Source organism: Streptomyces sp. NPDC046931 (genome assembly GCF_040644655.1).
Taxonomy (GTDB): domain Bacteria; phylum Actinomycetota; class Actinomycetes; order Streptomycetales; family Streptomycetaceae; genus Streptomyces.
In genome coordinates this window covers 97,470-116,559 of sequence record NZ_JBEYWX010000006.1, presented here as the reverse complement: position 1 = coordinate 116,559, position 19,090 = coordinate 97,470, and the positions used below count along the sequence as shown (strand labels likewise).

Below are 19,090 nucleotides of genomic sequence, written 5' to 3'. Positions count from 1 at the left end.
TTGCTTGTGGACTATTCGCCAGGGTTCGCCAGGGTGCGCCAGATGGTGTGCCACCGGGCCACGGGTGTCAGGTAGGAACGCGCCACCCCGACCCGGTCGCCGCACGGACATTCCCCAGGGTGCACCCGCGGCGGCCGGGGCGGGCAGCGCGCTACTCGCAGGCACACGAAGGGATCTGTATCACCCATGTACGCAGCATCGTCCTCCGTGTCCGCCCCGCCCCGGTCGCTGCGCCCCCGCCCGGGCACCGGCGGCCCCTACCTCGACCCCGCACGGTCGGCGGCCCCGGTGCTCGGCACCGGCCGTACGCGCCGCGTCCCGGGTGTCGGCCCCTCACCGCTCAGCGGCAGAATCGACTTGTCCGGCCCTCAGGGCGCGCAACTGCGCACGGCGATCGCTTCGGTGCACCGCATCTGTCCGGAGTTCACCCCGGTTCAGGTGCTGCGCCGTAGCGGGCGCTCCGTCCTCATCGTCGGCACGACCGGGCGCAGCACGGCGGTCGCCAAGTGCTTACTGGACCAGTCACCGATCTGGTCCGAGCGCAGCCGGCACGAGATAGTGGCATACCGGTCCTTCGTCCGGCACCGGCCACCGGTACGGGTGCCCCGGCTGATCGCGGCGGACCCGGACAACTGCACCCTGGTGATCGAGCGGATGCCGGGCCGGGTCGCGGCACTTCAGCGGCATCCCGTGGAGGCGCCGCCGCGCGCGGACATCCGGACCGCGCTCGGCGCGATCTGCCGGCTGAACGCGTGGCGTCCCCCGGCCGGCACGTTCGACGCCCCGCTGGACTACCCGGAGCGCATCGCCCGCTTCCATGAGCTGGGGCTGCTCACGGACCGGGACATGGGCGACCTGCAGAAGCTGCTCCACGACATCGCCCACGCGGCGGGCCGTCAGGGCATGGGGCAGTTCTGTCACGGCGACGCGCTGCTGTCGAACATGCTGCTCTCACCGGCGGGTCCGGTGCTGGTGGACTGGGAGCACGCCGGCTGGTACCTGCCCGGGTACGACCTGGCGACGCTGTGGGCGGTTCTCGGTGACGCGCCCGTGGCGCGCCGTCAGATCAGCCAGATCGCGCAGTCGGCGGGCCCGGCCTCGCGCGACGCCTTCCTGGTGAACCTGATGCTCGTCCTGACCCGGGAGATCCGTACCTACGAGACGGCCGTGCAGCGTTCGATGCACGACACGGCCCCGGCGGCACCGGGAGTGGCCCCCCCGGGTGCTGCGCCGTCCGGCGAGGAACAGCGGCTGCTGCTGCGGCGGCTGCACGACGACTGCCAGTTGGCCCGACGGGCCGTTCGAGCGGCGGTCAGTACTCGCTGAGGGGGATGACGGTCCGCGGTGCGTACGCGAGAGCGGCGTACCGCGGACCTTCGTCGTGTCCCGGGGTCACGCCTCCTCCTGGGAACTGATCCGTCCGGGCCATTGGTCCACTCCACTGACGCCCCGCAGGCCGTGTCACCACCGTCAGGAAACTCCCCCCACCGCCGCTGACGTGGGAAATCGCCCGCCAGCGCGCATGATTGACGGATCGTCGGAGAGCCGGTACCACTGACGCACGTCCGGGCCGCACCCCCACCGCGCCCGACCGTCCCAGGAGGCTGCATTGCGCGTTTCCGCCACCGACCCCCACTCCCCCACCGGGCACAGACGCACCACCGTCAGGACGGCCGGCGCTCTCGCCGCGGCGGCGCTGCTGCTGCCGCTGCTGGGCGCTGCCCCCGCGCCCGGCGCACCGGCCGGGCTCCAGGGCGCCTTCGCCGCCGCGGCCGCCGAATACCACGTACCGCAGAGCGTGCTCCTCGGCGTCTCCTACCTCCAGTCCCGTTGGGACACACACGGCGGCGCACCCAGCGTCTCGGGCGGCTACGGTCCGATGCATCTGACCGACGCCCGCACCGCGGTCGCCCGGGCCGCACATCACGGCGAGGGCACGGAGGACGCACGCGGCGACCAGGCCCGCGCCGCGCTGCTGCCCACGACGAGAATGCCCGAGGAGGCCGAGTTGCCGGCCCGGCTCAAGACGCTGCCCCGGGCCGCCGCGCTCACCGGCATCCCGGCCGCCCGGCTGCGCACCGACCCGGCGGCGAACATCGCGGGTGGTGCGGCGCTGCTCGCCGCGGCGCAGAAGCGGCTGGGCGAACCGCTCAGCGACGACCCGGCCGACTGGTACGGGGCGGTGGCCGAGTTTTCGTCCGCGGACGACCGGGCCACGGCGGCGGCGTACGCGAATGACGTCTTCTCCGTGCTGCGCGAGGGCGAACGGCGCACCACGGACACCGGGCAGAGGGTGACGCTCGCCGCGCGGCCGGAGGTGGCACCGGACATCGCGCAACTCGATCGAACCGGGCTGCGTCCGGCCGGCACCGACACGACCGAATGCCCCCGGAGCGTCTCCTGCACGTGGGTCCCGGCGCCGTACGAGCCGTTCGGCGACGACGACTACGGCAACCACGACCTGGGCGACCGGCCGGTGTCCCAGAGCATCGAGTACATCGTCGTCCATGACACCGAAGGCCGGTGGGACGGCGTGCTCAAGCTGATCCAGGACCCCACCTATGTCTCCTGGAACTACACGGTGCGCTCCACGGACGGGTTGATCGCCCAGCATGTGAAGGCGAAGGACGTCGCCTGGCACGCGGGCAACTGGTACGTCAACGCCAAGTCGATCGGCATCGAGCACGAGGGCTTCCTCGCCTCGCCGGACGCCTGGTACACCGAGGCCATGTACCGTTCGTCGGCGCGGCTGGTGGGATACCTCGCCGGGAAGTACGGCATCCCGCTGGACCGGCAGCACATCCTCGGGCACGACAACGTGCCGGGCCCGACGGCCTCGACGATCCCCGGCATGCACACGGACCCGGGACCGTACTGGGACTGGCGGCACTACTTCGAGCTGCTCGGCAGTCCGTTCCACACCACGGCCGGCCCCGGGGGCGGACTGGTGACGATCCTGCCGGACTACGCCGCGAACCAGCCGGAGTACACGGGCTGCACTCGGCCGGGCGTGCCGTGCGCGGCGCACGGCTCCAGCGAAGTGCGCCTGTACAGCGCGCCGGACGACACTTCGCCGCTGATCAAGGACATCGGGCTGCATCCGGCGGGGGGCGACTCGACGATCGACGTGAACGACGTGGGCTCACGGGCCTCCACCGGCCAGCGGTACGCGGTCGCCGGCCGTGACGGGGACTGGACGGCGATCTGGTATCTGGGCCAGAGGGCCTGGTTCCGTGACCCGAAGGAGCGGCGGACGGCGGTGAACGCGTCCGGGCTCGTGGTGACGCCCAGGGCCGGCCTCACGGACATCCCGGTGTACGGCCGGGCGTACCCGGAGAAGGAGGCGTACCCGGAGGGGGTGCCCGCGCAGTCGGTGTCACCGCTGCCGTATCGCCTGCCTGCGGGCCAGAGGTATGTGATCGGCGACAGGGTGCCGGGCGAGTACTACTACGCGGTCACCTTCACCACGGACTCCCACCGGGTCGTGGTCGGCCGGGACCTGTACTACGAGATCCAGTTCGGCCACCGGGTGGCGTTCGTGCGGGCGGCGGACGTCCGGGTGCAGCGGTCGGACGCCTCGCCGTCGGGCGCGTAGCCGTCGGGCGCGTAGCCGTCGGACGGCGAAGGGCCGGTCCCGCGGGTGGCGGGTCCGGCCCTTCGTGCGTCGGTCGGTCAGCCCTGCTGGAACAGCTCCGCGGGCAGCGGCTTCAGCAGCGCGTACAGGTCGTCGGGGATCGGTCGGTCCCAGGCCGCGATGGTCACGAGGACGTTGTCGCTGCGGTCGAACTGGACGCAGGAGATCCGGCTCTCCGAGAGCTTGAGGCGGCGCACGATGAGCAGGTTGTCGCCCTGCATCACCGGGATTTCCTCGGTCCCGACGACGGTGACCTCCTCGTCGTTCCCCAGCGCGAGGAGGAGCTGGGCCACCTCGAAGGGGATCTCGCCCTCGGGGACCTCGCGGGCCGGGGAGCCCTCCGGCAGGTTGCCGATGATCATCGCGGTGCCGCGGCCGCCGAACAGGTCGTACCGCAGGAACACGCCCTGGCAGCTGCCGTCGGGGGCGGGCAGCAGACCGGCACCGAGATTGCCCGGCCAGTCCCCCGGATCCATGGCCAGTACGTCGAAGTCGGGCCCGGCGGGAGTGGCGCTGCGGCGGCGGAGGAAGGACATGCCGCCATGGTACGTGTCCGAGCCGAAAGCCGGGATCTGGTCCCCGGCCTGCGCGTTGCGTACGGCATCCGCCTTTTCCGGCGGCCGTTCGGGATGAGCGGCGCCTGTTCGGCGCGGTCTCCCGCTCACCAACACGGGCGCCACGGTCCCGGGCCGAAGGCGCCGTCAGCCGTCGGTGCGGGCGGGCTCCGCCGTCGGCGGGATCACCGCGACCGGGCTCGCCGCGTGCAGCAGGACGGCCTGCGTCACGGAGCCGATCATGCGGACGGGCGCGAGGAGCCGGCGGCGGTGACGTCCCACGGTGACGAGTTCCGCGCCCTGGGAGGCCGCGACGAGATGTCCCGCCGCATCGCCGGGCGGGGTCGACAGCTCGACACGGACGTGCGGGTGCCGTTCGCGATGGACAGCGAGCAGGGCCGCGGCCTCGGTCCGGATCTCGTCCTCGACGACGTTCTCGTCGACGGCGGGGGGCATGAGTTCACCGGGTGCCGGCCACAGCTGCACCGGGGGCCACGAGTAGGAGGAGATCACGTGCAGCCGGGCGCTCCGGTGCTCGGCCTCCGCGAAGGCGAAGGCGAGGGCGGCCTGCGCGGGGCTGTCGATGTGCAGGCCCACGACGACCCGTGGCCCGGGGGCCACGGGCGGGCCCTCGTGCACCTCGCGTCCCGGTCGCGGTACGACGACCACCGGGCAGGGGGCGTCGCGGGCCGCCGCGAGGCTGTTGGAGCCGAGCAGCAGGCTGGCGAATCCTCCGCGGCCTCGGGAGCCGAGCACCAGCAGCTGGGCGTCGGAGCCCAGTTCGGGCAGGACCGCGGCCGGCGGGCCCTGTGGAGCCAGGTACTCCACGACCCTCCGCGTCCCCTGGCTCTCCACCCGGGCTCGCGCCTGCTCGAGCACGGGGTCCACGGCCGGCTCCGGGGGGCCGCCCGCCCTGGGCACGTCGGGCTGCGCCCAGGGCGCGTACTGGCGTGCGTGGACCACGCGCAGCGGCGCCTTGCGCAGCCGGGCCGCGGTCAGCGCCCAGTCCAGGGCGCGCAGGCTGTCGTCCGACCCGTCGACGGCCGCGACGACCGGCAGGGTGCTCATGGAATGTCGCCTCCGGCGCACAGCTGTGATCGTTCAGGTGCCAGCCTGGCGCAGACGGCGGCCCCGGGACGGTTTTCACGACCGCGTGTCCGGAAATTCCGGGCCGGGGGAGACAACCCGAGCGGCGGACTCAGGTGAGGTCGAACTCACCCTCCCGCGCCCCGGACACGAACGCGCCCCACTCGGCCGGGGTGAAGATCAGGGAAGGGCTCTCGGGGCGGCCGCTGTTGCGCATCGCGATGAAGCCCTCGACGAAGGCGATCTGGACATCTCCGAGCCCGCGGCTGCCGGACTGCCAGTCGGCGTTGCTCAGGTCCAGCTCCGGCTTGTCCCAGCCCGCGAGCGGGTGCTGCTGGGTGGTGGTCTCGGCCACGTCCGTGCTCCTCCCGGTTCGTCGTCCGCGGCCAGCCTAGCGAGCGTGTCCCCCGGCCGACAGGGCGTCGGGGTCCGATGCACTCAGGAGGTCGGCGGCCGGTCGCCGACCAGCCACATGGAGAAGAACTGCGAGCCGCCGCCATAGGCGTGCCCGAGCACCCTGCGGGCTCCCTCCACCTGGTGTTCTCCGGCCTGGCCGCGCGCCTGGAGGGCGGCTTCGGCGAAGCGGATCATGCCGGAGGCGCCGATGGGATTCGTGGAGAGCACCCCGCCGGACATGTTGACGGGCAGATCCCCGTCGAGTTCGGTGACCCCCGACTCGGTGAGCTTCCAGCCCTCGCCCTCCTCCGCGAAACCGAGATTCTCCAGCCACATCGGCTCGTACCAGGAGAAGGGCACGTACATCTCGACCGCGTCGATGTCCCGGCGCGGGTCGGCGATGCCCGCCTGACGGTAGACGTCGGCGGCGCAGTCCTTGCCGGCCTGCGGCGACACGAAGTCCTTGCCCGCGAACAGGGTCGGCTCGCTGCGCATCGCGCCGCCGAGCAGCCACGCGGGGGGCCGGGGGGAACGGGCGGCTCCGACGCGGTCGGTGAGCACCATGGCGCAGGCGCCGTCGGAGGACGGGCAGGTCTCGGAGTAGCGGATCGGGTCCCACAGCATGGGTGAGGACTGCACCTTCTCCAGGGTGATGTCGTGCTCGTGGAGGTGTGCGTACGGGTTCTTCAGCGCGTTGCGCCGGTCCTTGTAGGCGACCAGGGAGCCGATGGTGTCGGGGGCGCCGCTGCGCCGGATGTACGCGCGGACGTGCGGCGCGAAGAATCCGCCGGCGCCGGCCAGCAGCGGCTGCTGGAAGGGGATCGGCAAGGACAGGCCCCACATCGCGTTGGACTCGGACTGCTTCTCGTACGCGAGGGTCAGCACGGTGCCGTGGACGCGGGCCGCGACGAGGTTCGCGGCGACGAGCGTGGTGGAGCCGCCGACCGATCCGGCCGTGTGCACCCGGAGCATGGGCTTGCCGGCCGCGCCGAGCGCGTCGGCGAGGTACAGCTCCGGCATCATGACGCCCTCGAAGAAGTCCGGGGCCTTCCCGATGACCACGGCGTCGATGTCGGACCAGGTCAGCTCTGCGTCGTCCAGTGCCCTTCGGGCCGCCTCCCGGACGAGCCCGGCGATCGACACGTCCCGGCGCGCCGCGACGTGCCTCGTCTGGCCGATGCCGATGACGGCCACGGGCTCCTTGCTCATCGCGGGTCTCCTTCGAGTACGGCGACCAGGTTCTGTTGCAGGCACGGACCGGAGGTGGCGTGGGCGAGCGCGCGGTCGGAGTCGCCGCGGTGGACGCGGGCGGCGGCCTCGCCGATGCGGATCAGTCCGGTGGCCATGACCGGGTTGGCGGCGAGGGCTCCCCCGGAAGGGTTGACCGTGACGCCCGCGTCGAGCCGTAGCGCCTTGCGCAGGATCACCTCCTGTGCGGTGAACGGAGCATGCAACTCGGCGGTGTCCACGGGCCGTTCGAAGGCTCCGGCCCGCTCGGCGGCGAGCCGTGCGGACGGCGCGTCGGTCAGATCGCGCACCCCGGGCGCATGGGCTTCGATGCGGTGGTCCACCCCCCGGATCCAGGCGGGCCGTGCGCACAGCTCGCGCGCCCGCTCGCCCGCCGCGAGGATCACGGCGGCGGCGCCGTCACCGATCGGCGGGCAGTCTCCGGTGCGCAGGGGCCTTACGACGTAGTCCCCGGGCGGCACCGGACCCCTCAGCTGGGCGTGCGGGTTGGCGGCGGCGGCCTCGCGGTTGCGGGCCGCGATCCCGGCGAGGGCGCTCTCGTCGGCCTCGCCCGCGTCGATCAGCGCCTGTGCCTGCAAGGCGGCGAGCGCGACCGAGTCCGGCCACAGCGGTGCCAGGTAGTAGGGGTCGAGCTGGCGGGTGAGGACGTCGCGCACGGATCCGGGTGAGGACTTGCCGTACGCGTAGACCAGCGCGGTGTCCGCGTCGCCCGTGAGCAGCTTGGTCCATGCCTCGTACAGCGCCCAGGCGCCGTCCATCTCGACGTGCGACTCGGAGATCGGCGGCCAGGCACCCACTCCGTCGAGGGCGAGGGTGAAGGAGAAGGCGCGGCCGGCGAGATAGTCGCTGGAGCCGGAGCAGGTGAAGCCGATGTCGGCGGTCCTGAGACCGGTCTGGGCGAGGACGTCGTGCAGAACCGGCATGAGCATCTCCACCTCGGAGAGCTCGTCGCTGGTGCGGCGGTGTTCGGTCTGCGCGAATGCGACCACGGCGATCTCGCGGGCCCACGGCGTGCCGTCGCGTGTCACAGCAGCTCCTTGTAGGTGTCGTAGTCCGCGTCCGGTTCGCCGGTCGGCCGGTAGTGGTCGGGGTAGCGGGCCCCTTCGGTCCACACGGGCTCGACGCGCAGGCCCATGCGCACCTGGTCGTAGGGGATGCCGCCGATGCGCCCGTGCAGCGCGAGATCGGCGCCGTCGAGGGCGATGTGGGCGTACACGTACGGCACCTCGATGTCGAGGTTCCTGGCTTTGATGTTGACGATGCAGAAGGTGGTGACGGTGCCGCGGGGCCCGGCCTCGACCTGTTCGGAGGTGGCCACACCACAGGTGGGGCAGGCGCCCCGGGGCGGGACGTACACCTTGCGGCACGACGGGCAGCGCTCGCCGACGGTGCGCCGCCCGGACAGGGCGTTGATGTAGGCGGACTGGGCGCGGCCGGGCGCGTAGGTGTAGTCGAGGCGGGCGGGGGTGACGATGCCGGTGAGCGGGTCGTCGAACTCGCCGGTGTGGTCGCCCGGTTGCTCCGGTTCGCCGTCGTAGGGCTCGAAGCAGGCGATGTCGGTGATGGCGCCGGTGCGGTCGTCGGCCCAGCGGATGCGCACACGCATGCCGGTGTGGACGGCGTCGGGTCCGGGGGCGTCGAGGGCGTGCAGCAGGGCGGTGCCGGCTCCGTCGAGGCGGACCAGGACCCAGGCGAAGGGGGTGGCGAGGGGCTGGCCGCGGCGGGGTGCGTGGTTCCAGGCCCAGGTGGTGACCGTGCCCGTGGGGGCGACCTCGACGAGGTCGCGGATCTCCTCCGCGGTGACGGGGTCGTACTCGACGGGCGGGACGAGCGTGCGGTCGTCGGTGGTCTTGACCCCGAGGACGACGCGCTCGCGCAGACCGGTGAGGAAGGCGCTCTGCACGGGGCCGAGGGAGCGGGTGAAGGGGAACTCGACGACGAGGGGGGCTTTGAGGACTTCGGGCATGCCAAAGGCTCCTTCGACGGTTCAGGCGCGCTTGTAGGCGGGGGGCCGTTTCTCGGTGAAGGCACGGGCGCCTTCCTTGGCGTCGGCGGTGTCAAAGACGGGCCATCCGCGGGTGAGCTCGGCGGCGAGTCCATCGCTCTCGGTCATCTCGGCGGTCTCGTACACCGACGCCTTGACGGCTTCGACCGCGAGCGGTCCGCAGGCGTTGATCTGCTCGGCGATCTCCAATGCCCTGGCCAGTGCGGCGCCGTCGGGGACGACGTGCCCGATCAGCCCGATGCCGGCGGCCTCCCGGGCGCTGTACGGCCGTCCGGTGAGCAGCATCTCCAGGGCGTGCGTGCGGGGGATCTGACGCTGCAACCGGACGGTCGAGCCGCCGATCGGGAACAGGCCTCGGCGGACCTCGAACAGGCCGAAGGTCGCGGACTCACCCGCGACCCTGATGTCGGTCCCCTGGAGCATTTCGGTGCCGCCCGCGACGCAGTACCCCTCGACGGCGGCGATCACCGGTTTACGGGGGCGATGGTGCCGCAGCATGGCCTTCCAGTGCAGGTCGGGGTCGGCCTTGAGCCGGGCCCGGTGGTGCTGCCCGTCCATGCCGCCCCCCGCCAGCGCCTTGAGGTCCATTCCGGCACAGAAGGAACCGCCGGCGCCGGTGAGCACGATCGAGCGGATCGCGTCGTCCCCGTCGGCCTCGATCCAGCCGTCGTAGAGCCCCACCAGCATCGGCAACGAGAGCGCGTTCCTGGCCTCCGGCCTGTTGAGCGTGAGCACGAGTGTGGCGCCTTCGCGCCGTACGGAGAGGTGTTCCGTCCCGCCCATCGCTTCCTCCCGTCTCCGGAACGAGAACAGGTTGCAGGAGGCGCGGGGACAGGGCAAGGGTTTTCTGACAGTCAGTCAGATTTCTTGGCCCAGGGGCCTTCACAGTTGCGTCCGCCTTTGCTCTGATGACCGGCGAACCGATGGGCGCGCCTTTCTGCACAAGCCTCGCCGGGGACAGGAGGAGCGGTGGAGTACAACCTTGCCGACCTGTTCGAGTCGGTCGTCGACGTGGTCCCGCACCGCGAGGCGCTCGTCTACCTCGACCACCCGGGCACGGGAGCGGAGCGCCGCCTGACCTACGCGGAACTGGACGCGGCGGCCAACCGCATCGGACACCATCTGCTCGACCGCGGGATACGGCCGGGGGAACACCTCGGGCTGCACTTGTACAACGGGGTGGAGTACCTCCAGACGGTACTGGGGTGTCTGAAGGCGCGTATCGTGCCGGTCAACGTCAACTACCGCTACGTAGAGGACGAGCTGGTCTATCTCTACCGGGACGCGGACCTGGTGGCCCTGGTCTTCGACGCGGAGTTCACCGACCGGGTGGCGGCTGCGCTGCGCCGGGTCCCGGGGCTGCGGCACGTGCTGCGGGTGGGGACCCCGGCACCGGGCGCCGCCCCGATGCCCGCCGTGGACTTCGCCGGCGCCGATGCCGCCGGATCACGGGAGCGCGGATTCCCGGCCCGATCGGCGGACGACCGGTTCATCATCTACACCGGCGGCACGACCGGGATGCCGAAGGGGGTGATGTGGCGGCAGGAGGACCTTTTCTTCTCCGGGCTCGGCGGCGGCGCCCCGACCGGAGAGCCGGTCAGCAGTCCGGCGGAGCTGGCCCGGCGGGTCGCGGCCGGCGGTGAGGGCCTCACCTTCTTCCCGACCGCCCCGCTGATGCACGGCACGTCCACGCTCACGGCGTTCGTCGGCTTCAACTTCGGCCAGCGGCTCGTGCTGCACCGCAAGTTCGTGGCCGAGGAGGTGCTGCGGACCGTGGAGAGGGAGAGGGTCACCAGCATCTCGCTGGTGGGCGACGCGATGCTCCGGCCGGTGATCGACGCGCTGAGCGGACCGATGAAGGGCACGGACTGCTCGTCCCTGCTCAGTGTGTCGTCGTCGGGGGCGATCATGTCGGACACCGTGCGCGCCCAGCTCCAGGAGCTGGTGCCGAACGCGCTGCTGCTGAACAACTTCGGTTCCTCGGAGTCGGGCTTCAACGGCACCGCGACCCCCGACTCGGGACCGGACAAGGGCTTTCGCATCCGGGTCAACTCCCGTACCCGTGTGGTGGATCCGGTCACCCGCGAACCGGTCGCGGCCGGGGAGCCGGGCCGGCTCGCACAGCGGGGGCACGTGCCTCTCGGCTACTACAACGACCCCGCGAAGACCGCCGAGACGTTCTTCCGGAAGGACGGCGAGCGGTGGGTGCTGCTCGGCGACATGGCGACGGTCGACGAGGAGGGCGTGGTCACGGTCCTCGGCCGCGGCTCGCAGTGCATCAACACCGGTGGTGAGAAGGTCTACCCGGAGGAGGTGGAGCAGGCCCTGAAGTCACATCCGGACGTGTACGACGCGCTGGTCGCCGGGGTGCCGGACGCGACCTGGGGCCATCGTGTGGCGGCGGTGGTGCAACTCCGCAAGGGCGCGCCCCGGCCGACCCTGGAGGACATCCAGGCGCACTGCCGGCCGCGTCTGGCGGGCTACAAGGTGCCCCGTCAGCTGGTGATCACCGACACCGTCCGCCGCTCGCCCAGCGGCAAGGCGGACTACCGCTGGGCCAAGGAGGTGGCGGTGGCGGCGGCTCACTGAACGCCCCGCACGGAGGTGAAGAAGTCGCCGGCCCGGGCGGTGAACCCAGCGGGATCGTCCAGCCACGGGTAGTGGCCGGCGGACGGCTGGACGACGAACTCGATATGCGGGACACACTCGGTGACTCGCCGGGCCAGTCCGGGGCGCGGACCGCCGTCGAGTTCGCCCGCGTACATCAGGACCGGACCGGCCAGACCGGCGAGCGCCGCGCGGGTCGCGGGCGGGTCGTAGGCGCCCGGCGTCCTGAAACCAGGGTTCGCCCTTGCGCAGCCGGGCCGCGGTCAGCCGGTGTTCGGGGGCGGCGGGCATGCCGAGGGCCCAGGGGGTGGTGGTGATCAGGGCCGGCGCGGACACACGCTCCGGGTACCGGGCGGCGTGGAGCAGAGCGAGGCTCCCGCCCGCCGAGTGACCGAGCAGGTCCATCCGGTCGAGGCCGAGGTGCGCGCGGAGCGCCTCCACGTCCTCGACGAGCCGGTCGCATCGGTACGACCCGGGGTCCGCCGGGGCGCCGAGTCCCCGGTGCCGCGCAGATCGAGCAGCACCAGCCGGCGCCGGGCCACCAGCCCGCCGAGATCCCCGAGATCCCCGAGATCCCCGAGATAGTTGTCAGGCCCGAATGGGCCCTGCGGGCAGCACGATGAGCGGCTCCCCTTCTCCCCGCAGGTGGTACGCGAGTCGGGTCCCGTCGTACGCGATCAAAGCTCGGCATGTACCTGACCCTCGCGGCGGGGCGACTCGGGCCGCAACGAGGATTCCAGGAGCGTGGGGGGGGAGCGCGGACATGCCGCAGAAAGTCGAAACCGTCCCCTTGCCTTCGACCCGGTGAGCTGAATTACTAATGCCCACATGATCCGACCGAATGATCGGTCGCCCGGAATGATGTGACTGACGAGGGAGATGCCCTCATGGCGAACGTGCACGATCTGCTGGACGCGGGAGAACGGCTCGACCCGAAGGCGCTGCGGGACCTCCAGCTCGAGCGGTTGCGGGCCTCGCTGCGGCACGCGTACGCGCATGTGCCCTTCTACCGGGAGGCCTTCGACAAGGCAGGGGTTCACCCGGACGACTGCCGGTCGCTCGCCGATCTCGCCCGGTTCCCGTTCACCGTGAAGGCCGATCTGCGGGAGAACTACCCGTACGGCATGTTCGCCGTGCCCCGCGAGCGGATCCGGCGTATCCATGCCTCCAGCGGCACCACCGGGCGCCCCACCGTCGTCGGGTACACCGACAACGACCTGTCGCTGTGGGCGGACATGGTGGCCCGGTCGATCCGCGCGGCGGGCGGGCGCCCCGGCGACACGGTGCACGTGGCCTACGGCTACGGCCTCTTCACCGGCGGGCTCGGCGCCCACTACGGCGCCGAACGCCTCGGATGTACGGTGATCCCCGCCTCCGGCGGCATGACCGCACGGCAGGTGCAGCTGATCCAGGACCTCAAGCCGGGCGTCATCATGGTGACCCCGTCGTACATGCTCACCCTCCTCGACGAGTTCGAACGCCGGGGCGTCGACCCGCGCTCCACCTCTCTGCGCGTCGGCATCTTCGGCGCCGAGCCGTGGACCGAGGAGATGCGGCACGAGATCGAGGAGCGGTTCGCCATCGACGCCGTCGACATCTACGGACTGTCGGAGGTCGTCGGACCCGGCGTGGCACAGGAGTGCGTCGAGACCAAGGACGGCCTGCATGTGTGGGAGGACCACTTCTACCCCGAGGTCGTCGACCCCCTCACGGGTGAGGTGCTGCCCGACGGTGAGGAGGGCGAGCTGGTGTTCACCTCCCTGACCAAGGAGGCCATGCCTGTCATCCGCTACCGGACCCGGGACCTGACCCGCCTGCTGCCCGGCACCGCCCGGGCCTTCCGGCGGATCGAGAAGATCACGGGCCGCAGCGACGACATGGTCATCCTGCGCGGGGTCAACCTCTTCCCCACCCAGATCGAGGAGATCGTGCTGCGCACCGCGGGCGTGGCACCGCACTTCCAGCTGCGGCTGACCCGCGAGGGGCGGCTCGACGCGCTGACCGTGCGAGCCGAGGCCCGGGCCGGTGCCACCCCCGGGCAGCGGGATGCGGCGGCGCTCGCCATCGCCGCGGCCGTGAAGGACGGGATCGGCCTCACGGTCGGCGTGGAGATCGTCGAGCCGGAGTCGCTGGAGAGGTCGGTGGGCAAGATCCGGCGGATCGTGGATCTACGGCCGCGTTGACCCGGCTCAGGCCTGTGCGAAGCGTTCCCGCAGCTCCCGCTTGAGGATCTTTCCGCTTGCGTTGCGTGGCAGCTCGTCCACGAACAGCACTCGCTTGGGAGCCTTGAAGTGGGCGAGCCTCTCGCGCGCGTGCGCGAGGAGTTCGGCCTCGGTCACCTCCCCGCACGGCACGACCACGGCGGTGACCGCCTCGATCCACCGCTCGTCGGGCAGGCCGATCACCGCCACCTCGGCGACCCGCTCATGCGTGTACAGAGCGTCCTCGACCTGCCGCGAGGCGATCAGCACACCACCGGAGTTGATGACGTCCTTGACCCGGTCCACGACCGTGAAGTAGCCCCGGGTGTCGCGCACCGCGAGATCGCCGGAGTGGAACCAGCCGTCGCGGAAGGCCTCGGCGGTCTCCTCGGGTTTGTCCCAGTACCCCTCGCACAACTGCGGTGACCGGTAGACGATCTCGCCCCGCTCCCCGTCGGGCACGTCCTGGCCGGCCTCGTCGACGAGCTTGGCCTCCACGAACAGCACCGGGCGCCCGCACGAGTCCATGCGACCCTTGTGCTCATCGGGCCCGAGGACCATGGCCAGCGGGCCGATCTCGCTCTGCCCGAAGCAGTTGTAGAACGCGAGCTTCGGCAGCCGCTCCTTCAGGCGCTCCAGGACGGGCACGGGCATGATCGAGGCACCGTAGTAGGCCTTGCGCAGCCCGCTCAGGTCGCGGGTGGCGAAGTCGGGGCGGTTCGCGAGGCCGATCCACACAGTGGGCGGCGCGAACAGGCTGTCCACGCCGCCGGTCTCGATCAGGTCGAAGAGCCGGTCGCCGTCGGGCGCGCCGAGGATGATGTTCTGCGCGCCGACGGCGAGACAGGGCAGCAGGAACACGTGCATCTGCGCCGAGTGGTAGAGCGGCAGTGCGTGCACGGGCCGGTCACCCGCGCTCAGGTCGAGTGCGGTGATCGCGCTGAGGTACTCGTGCACCAGCGCCCGGTGCGTCATCATCGCGCCCTTGGGCAGCGCGGTCGTACCGGATGTGTAGAGCAGTTGCACCAGATCCTCGCCGCGCGGCTCCTCGCCGTCGTAAGGCTCGGTGACGGCGAGACGGGCGAGCAGGGAGTCGTCCGCGTCACGCAGCGGCCGCACACGTACGCCGCCGGGGAGGTTCCCGGCGAGGTCCGGATCGGCGAGGACAAGGGCGCAGCCGGACTGGTCGACGAGGTACGCCAGGTCCTCGCCGGTCAGGTTCTGGTTGACCGGCACATGCACCAGCCCTGCGCGTGCGCAGGCCAGGAAGCCGATCAGATACGCGTCGGAGTTGTGACCGTAGGCGCCGACCCGGTCCCCGGGGCCGAGCCCGCTCTCGCGCAGGACGCGGGCGGCGCGGGAGACTGCGTCGTCGAGTTCGGCATAGGTCCACGACCGGTCCTCGTACCGGATCGCGACGCGCTCCGGGGTGCGCCGGGCGCTGCGCCGCAGTGTGCCGTCGACCGTGACGCTTCGTCCCGCCGTCATGAACCGCCCCTTCGTCCGCCCCTGGTCCTGGCGCGATCCTCGTGGCCTCGCGCGCGGCGGGTCAAGCCCGTCGCGCGGTGTCACGGGGCCTGTCCGAGGTACCGCAGATAGGCGTACAGGGCCGCGGACGCCTTGAGCCGGTGAAGGCTGCGGCGGTGCAGGTCCTGTTCCCGGTGGGTCAGTTCCTCCAGGACGCGCTCGGGGCTGCCCGTCGCCCGCAGTTCGTCCAGGACCGCGTCGATGGTGGCGAGCGGGTGGTGGCCCCGGCGCAGCAGCGCGACGACGTGCGCGGCGATCTGCTCGGAGCGGGGGTAGAGGCGGTATCCGGTGGCGGGCTCCCGGTCGGGCCGCAGCAGACCGCGGGTTTCCCAGAGCCGGAGTACGGGCGGTTTGACGCCGACGGCACGGGCGACCTGGCCGATGCGCAGGTGCCGATGCCCGGTGGCCGGGAGGGTCGTGTGGTCCGTCAGGAAGGTCTTCAGGGCGTCGTGGACGGCCGCCAGTTCACCGCGTTCCCGGTCCAGCCGGGCATGGCTTGCGTCCAGCGCCGCCAGTGCGGCCTCCGGGTCACCGGTGTGCACGGCACGCAGAACGAGACGGGCGGTGCCCCAGCCGTGGCCGGCGGCCAACTGGCGTGCGGCCGCCAGGGCTTCGGCGTGTGCGCCGGTGAAGACGCGGTAGCCGCCCGCCGTCCGTTCGACCGGGGGCAGCACCCCTGTGTCCGCATAGGTGCGGATCTGCTGGACCGAGATCCCAGCCGAACGCGCCAGATCGCTGACGCGCAGCCGGTCCGCCACGCTGCCCTCCCCCGCCGTCGGCTTCCGGGCGCACTCACCCTAACGCCTCACCCCCGGTTGAGACTTTTCCGGCAACGTGAAGGGACGACCCGTGGTGATGCTCGTCAAAGTCTCTGGTAGCACTTGAATGAAACAATTGAAGCCGCAGGTCCCGCCCGGCGGCCCCGGGCGGAACGGATCCATGAGCGGAAGGCGGCGTAGATGAAGTTTCTTCTTGAAGTGAACATGGTTGAGGGGTGGTCCTCGGAGGATGCCGCGCGCGAACTGGGGCGCATCCTCCGCTACTGGGGTGGCAATCTCGGCCACTACGCCCTGAAGCCCGGCGACGGCGCGGCCGTCTACGACTCGGGCCACCGGGAGGCCGGCCGGTGGCGCATCGTCGCGGCCACCGGGGCCTGACCCCGCCTCACACCGGGCGGGTGCGGTTCTCCCAGTAGGGTTCGCGCAGTCGGCGCTTGTACAGCTTGCCGTTCGGATCGCGGGGCATCGTCTCGATGAAGTCGACGCTCCTGGGCCGCTTATAGCCGGCGAGCCGACGGGCGCAGTGCTCCAGGATGTCCGCGGCGAGGGCGGGGCCGGGCTCATGCCCGGGGGCGGGCTCGACGACCGCCTTCACCTCCTCGCCCCAGTCGTCGTGCGGAATACCGAAGGCGGCGGCGTCGGCCACGGCGGGGTGCCCCAGCAGGGCGGCCTCGACCTCCGCCGGATAGACGTTGACCCCACCGGAGATGATCAGGTCGATCTTGCGGTCGCGCAGGAAGAGGTAGCCGTCCTCGTCGAGACAGCCGAGGTCGCCGACGGTGAAGAAGTCGCCGATGCGGTTCTTCCGGGTCTTGGCCTCGTCCTTGTGGTACGAGAATCCGCCGGTGCTCATCTTCATGTAGACGGTGCCGAGTTCACCGGGCGGCAGCCGGTTGGCGTCGTCGTCGAAGATCGCCAGTTCGCTGATGGGCCAGGCCCTGCCTACCGTGCCGGGCTTCTTCAGCCAGTCCTCGGCGGTCGCGAAGGCGCCGCCGCCCTCGCTCGCCGCGTAGTACTCCTCGACGCATTCGCCCCACCACTCGATCATCGCCCGCTTCACATGGTCGGGACAGGGCGCGGCGCCGTGGATGGCGTGCCGCATGGAGGAGACGTCGTAGCGCGCCTTCACGTCGTCGGGCAGGGCGAGCAGGCGGTGGAACTGGGTGGGGACCATGTGCGTGTGCGTGCACGCGTGGGTGTCGATGAGACGGAGCATCTCCTCCGGCGTCCACTTGTCCATCAGGACCAGCCGGTGCCCGAGGTGCAGGGAGGCGCCCGCGAACTGGAGCACGGCGGTGTGGTAGAGCGGCGAGCAGACGAGGTGGACGTTGTCGTCGTACGGCCTGATGCCGAAGATGCCGAGGAAGCCCCCGAGGTAGGTCTCCTCGGGGGGTATGCCGGGCAGCGGGCGGCGGATGCCGCGCGGGCGGCCCGTGGTGCCCGAGGTGTAGTTCATCACCCACCCGAGGGTGCGTCCCTCGGGCGCCGACCCGGGCTGTCCGGCGAGGAGTTCGGCGTACGGGCAAAAGCCCTCCGCCTCGCCGACCGCGTACCGGCGGCCGGCCGGCAGCTCCGCCTGGTCGGCGGCGCTCCGGGCCGCGTCGGCGAACCGCTCGTGCGCGATGAGCACCTTGGCGCCGGAGTCGGCGACGATCCAGGCGATCTCGGGCCCGACGAGGTGGTGGTTGACCGGCACGAGGTAGAGGCCGGCCTGGGTGGCGGCCAGGTACGCGGTGAGGAACTCGACGCCGTTGGGCAGCACGACGGCGAAGGAGTCACCGCGTTCGAGCCCCGCGGCGCGCAGCCCGTGCACCAGTTGGTGGGCCGAGGCCAGCAACCGCCCGGCGCTCCACTCCTGCCCGTCGGGAGCGACGAGGACCGTGCGCTCGGGGTCCGCCGCTGCCTGGGCCCAGAAACCGTTGGCGGCCTGGCTCACTGCTGGCTCCTTCCGGCGATCCGGTTGATGCGGTCGACGGCCTGCTCAAACCCTCGGGTGAGGTCGTCGACGACGGCCTGGACACTGCGTTCGCTGTTCATACGGCCGACGATCTGGCCGACGGGCGTGCCGAGCAGGGGGTCCACCTCGTACTTCTGGATGCGGCTGACGGCCTCGGCGACCAGCAGCCCCTGCAACGGCATGGGCAGGGCGCCGGGCCCCTCCGGGTCGTCCCAGGCGTCGGTCCACGCGGTACGCAGCTGCCGGGCCGGCTTGCCGGTCAGCGCCCGCGAGCGGACCGTGTCGCCGGATCCTGCGGCGAGCAGCTTCCGCACCAGGAGGGGCGAGGGGAGTCCGGCCTCCGTGGTGGTCAGCCAGACCGAGCCGAGCCAGACACCCTGCGCGCCGAGCGCCAGGGCGGCGGCCGCCTGCTCGCCGCTGCCGATGCCTCCGGCGGCCAGCACGGGCAACGGGTGCACGGCGTCCACCACTTCGGGAGTGAGCACCATCGTGGTGATCTCCCCGGTGTGGCCGCCCGCCTCGTATCCCTGGGCGACGACGACGTCGATGCCCGCCTCCCGGTGCTTGCGGGCGTGCCGGGCGCTGCCGGCGAGCGCTGCGACCAGGATGCCCTTGTCGTGGGCGCGGGCCACGACGTCGGCCGGTGGGGAGCCGAGAGCGTTGGCGAGCAGCCTGATCGGGTGGTCGAAGGCGACGTCGAGCTGGGTGCGGGCCACCTGCTCCATCCAGCCGGTGATCCGCCACCCGGCCGCCTCGCCCTCGGCCAGTTCGGGCACCCCGTACGCGGCGAGGGTGTTCTCGACGAACTGGCGGTGCCCTTCCGGGATCATCGCCTCGACATCGGCCTCCGTGACGCCGTCGACCTTCTTCGCGGGCATGACGACGTCGAGGCCGTAGGGCCTGCCGTCCGCGTGCTCCTCGATCCAGTCGAGATCGCGCTCGAGTTCGTCGGGGGCGGTGTAGCGGACCGCGCCGAGCACCCCCAATCCGCCCGCTCTGCTGATGGCCGCGGCGACGGCGGGAAACGGGGTGAAGCCGAAGAGTGCGTGCTCGACGCCCAGCCGCTTGCTCAGCTCCGTCTGCATGCGCGCAGGAT

The 19,090-nt window shown here is 71.7% G+C and carries 16 protein-coding genes and 1 pseudogene; 5 read left to right on the top strand and 12 right to left on the bottom strand.

Features of this window, described 5'->3' with window-relative positions:
* The first annotated feature begins 186 nt into the window (after positions 1-186).
* Both ABZ876_RS14225 and ABZ876_RS14220 read left to right on the top strand, forming a co-directional pair.
* Complete coding sequence (locus ABZ876_RS14225; protein WP_361779378.1) at positions 187-1,326, top strand: aminoglycoside phosphotransferase family protein; 1,140 nt, start codon at positions 187-189, stop codon at positions 1,324-1,326.
* Between the two features lie 283 nt (positions 1,327-1,609).
* Positions 1,610-3,595 (top strand): peptidoglycan recognition family protein, encoded by a 1,986-nt coding sequence (locus ABZ876_RS14220; protein WP_361779375.1) that lies wholly within the window; start codon positions 1,610-1,612, stop codon positions 3,593-3,595.
* A 77-nt stretch (positions 3,596-3,672) separates the two neighbouring features.
* Here ABZ876_RS14220 and ABZ876_RS14215 read toward each other — a convergent pair whose 3' ends face one another.
* From ABZ876_RS14215 to ABZ876_RS14185, 7 genes are all read right to left on the bottom strand, one after another.
* A complete protein-coding gene (locus tag ABZ876_RS14215; protein ID WP_361779372.1) occupies positions 3,673-4,170 on the bottom strand; it encodes a hypothetical protein in 498 nt (165 codons plus the stop codon).
* Between the two features lie 165 nt (positions 4,171-4,335).
* On the bottom strand, positions 4,336-5,256 hold the full coding sequence (locus tag ABZ876_RS14210; protein ID WP_361779370.1) for a universal stress protein: 921 nt from the start codon (positions 5,254-5,256) through the stop codon (positions 4,336-4,338).
* 130 nt (positions 5,257-5,386) lie between these two features.
* Entirely contained in the window at positions 5,387-5,629 is a 243-nt protein-coding gene (locus ABZ876_RS14205; RefSeq protein ID WP_361779367.1) for a DUF397 domain-containing protein, read from the bottom strand.
* Positions 5,630-5,712: 83 nt separating this feature from the next.
* Positions 5,713-6,879, bottom strand: coding sequence for a thiolase domain-containing protein (locus ABZ876_RS14200; RefSeq protein WP_361779364.1), 1,167 nt, complete (start codon positions 6,877-6,879; stop codon positions 5,713-5,715).
* Positions 6,876-7,946, bottom strand: a complete 1,071-nt coding sequence (locus ABZ876_RS14195) for a thiolase domain-containing protein (RefSeq protein ID WP_361779361.1) — start codon at positions 7,944-7,946, stop codon at positions 6,876-6,878. The genes ABZ876_RS14200 and ABZ876_RS14195 overlap by 4 nt, the downstream gene beginning before the upstream one ends.
* Entirely contained in the window at positions 7,943-8,884 is a 942-nt protein-coding gene (locus tag ABZ876_RS14190; protein ID WP_361779358.1) for an OB-fold domain-containing protein, read from the bottom strand. Before ABZ876_RS14190 ends, ABZ876_RS14195 begins: the two co-directional genes overlap by 4 nt.
* Before the next feature lie 21 nt (positions 8,885-8,905).
* On the bottom strand, positions 8,906-9,706 hold the full coding sequence (locus ABZ876_RS14185) for a crotonase/enoyl-CoA hydratase family protein (protein WP_361779355.1): 801 nt from the start codon (positions 9,704-9,706) through the stop codon (positions 8,906-8,908).
* Positions 9,707-9,892: 186 nt separating this feature from the next.
* Here ABZ876_RS14185 and ABZ876_RS14180 point away from each other — a divergent pair, with 186 nt between their 5' ends.
* Entirely contained in the window at positions 9,893-11,512 is a 1,620-nt protein-coding gene (locus ABZ876_RS14180; RefSeq protein ID WP_361779352.1) for an acyl-CoA synthetase, read from the top strand.
* Here ABZ876_RS14180 and ABZ876_RS14175 read toward each other — a convergent pair.
* Positions 11,506-12,211 (bottom strand): annotated as a pseudogene (locus ABZ876_RS14175) (alpha/beta fold hydrolase). The gene ABZ876_RS14180 and the pseudogene ABZ876_RS14175 overlap by 7 nt on opposite strands.
* Positions 12,212-12,417: 206 nt before the next feature.
* On the opposite strand from ABZ876_RS14175, the gene paaK reads away from it, so the two are divergent.
* Positions 12,418-13,713 carry a phenylacetate--CoA ligase PaaK gene (gene paaK, locus ABZ876_RS14170; protein ID WP_361779349.1) on the top strand — a complete coding sequence of 432 codons (1,296 nt, stop codon included), beginning with the start codon at positions 12,418-12,420 and terminating at the stop codon, positions 13,711-13,713.
* Positions 13,714-13,719: 6 nt separating this feature from the next.
* On the opposite strand, the gene ABZ876_RS14165 is transcribed toward paaK, so the two are convergent.
* Both ABZ876_RS14165 and ABZ876_RS14160 read right to left on the bottom strand, forming a co-directional pair.
* Complete coding sequence (locus tag ABZ876_RS14165; RefSeq protein WP_361779346.1) at positions 13,720-15,219, bottom strand: acyl-CoA synthetase; 1,500 nt, start codon at positions 15,217-15,219, stop codon at positions 13,720-13,722.
* An 80-nt stretch (positions 15,220-15,299) separates the two neighbouring features.
* Positions 15,300-16,016 (bottom strand): MerR family transcriptional regulator, encoded by a 717-nt coding sequence (locus ABZ876_RS14160; RefSeq protein ID WP_361779343.1) that lies wholly within the window; start codon positions 16,014-16,016, stop codon positions 15,300-15,302.
* A 201-nt stretch (positions 16,017-16,217) separates the two neighbouring features.
* Between ABZ876_RS14160 and ABZ876_RS14155 the strand changes: the two genes are divergently transcribed.
* Complete coding sequence (locus ABZ876_RS14155; RefSeq protein WP_361779340.1) at positions 16,218-16,415, top strand: hypothetical protein; 198 nt, start codon at positions 16,218-16,220, stop codon at positions 16,413-16,415.
* A 7-nt stretch (positions 16,416-16,422) separates the two neighbouring features.
* On the opposite strand, the gene ABZ876_RS14150 is transcribed toward ABZ876_RS14155, so the two are convergent.
* Both ABZ876_RS14150 and ABZ876_RS14145 read right to left on the bottom strand, forming a co-directional pair.
* Positions 16,423-17,973, bottom strand: coding sequence for an acyl-CoA synthetase (locus ABZ876_RS14150; RefSeq protein ID WP_361779337.1), 1,551 nt, complete (start codon positions 17,971-17,973; stop codon positions 16,423-16,425).
* Positions 17,970-19,079: a nitronate monooxygenase family protein gene (locus tag ABZ876_RS14145; protein ID WP_361779334.1), complete on the bottom strand. Its 1,110-nt coding sequence runs from the start codon at positions 19,077-19,079 to the stop codon at positions 17,970-17,972. The genes ABZ876_RS14150 and ABZ876_RS14145 overlap by 4 nt, the downstream gene beginning before the upstream one ends.
* Between the last annotated feature and the right edge of the window lie 11 nt (positions 19,080-19,090).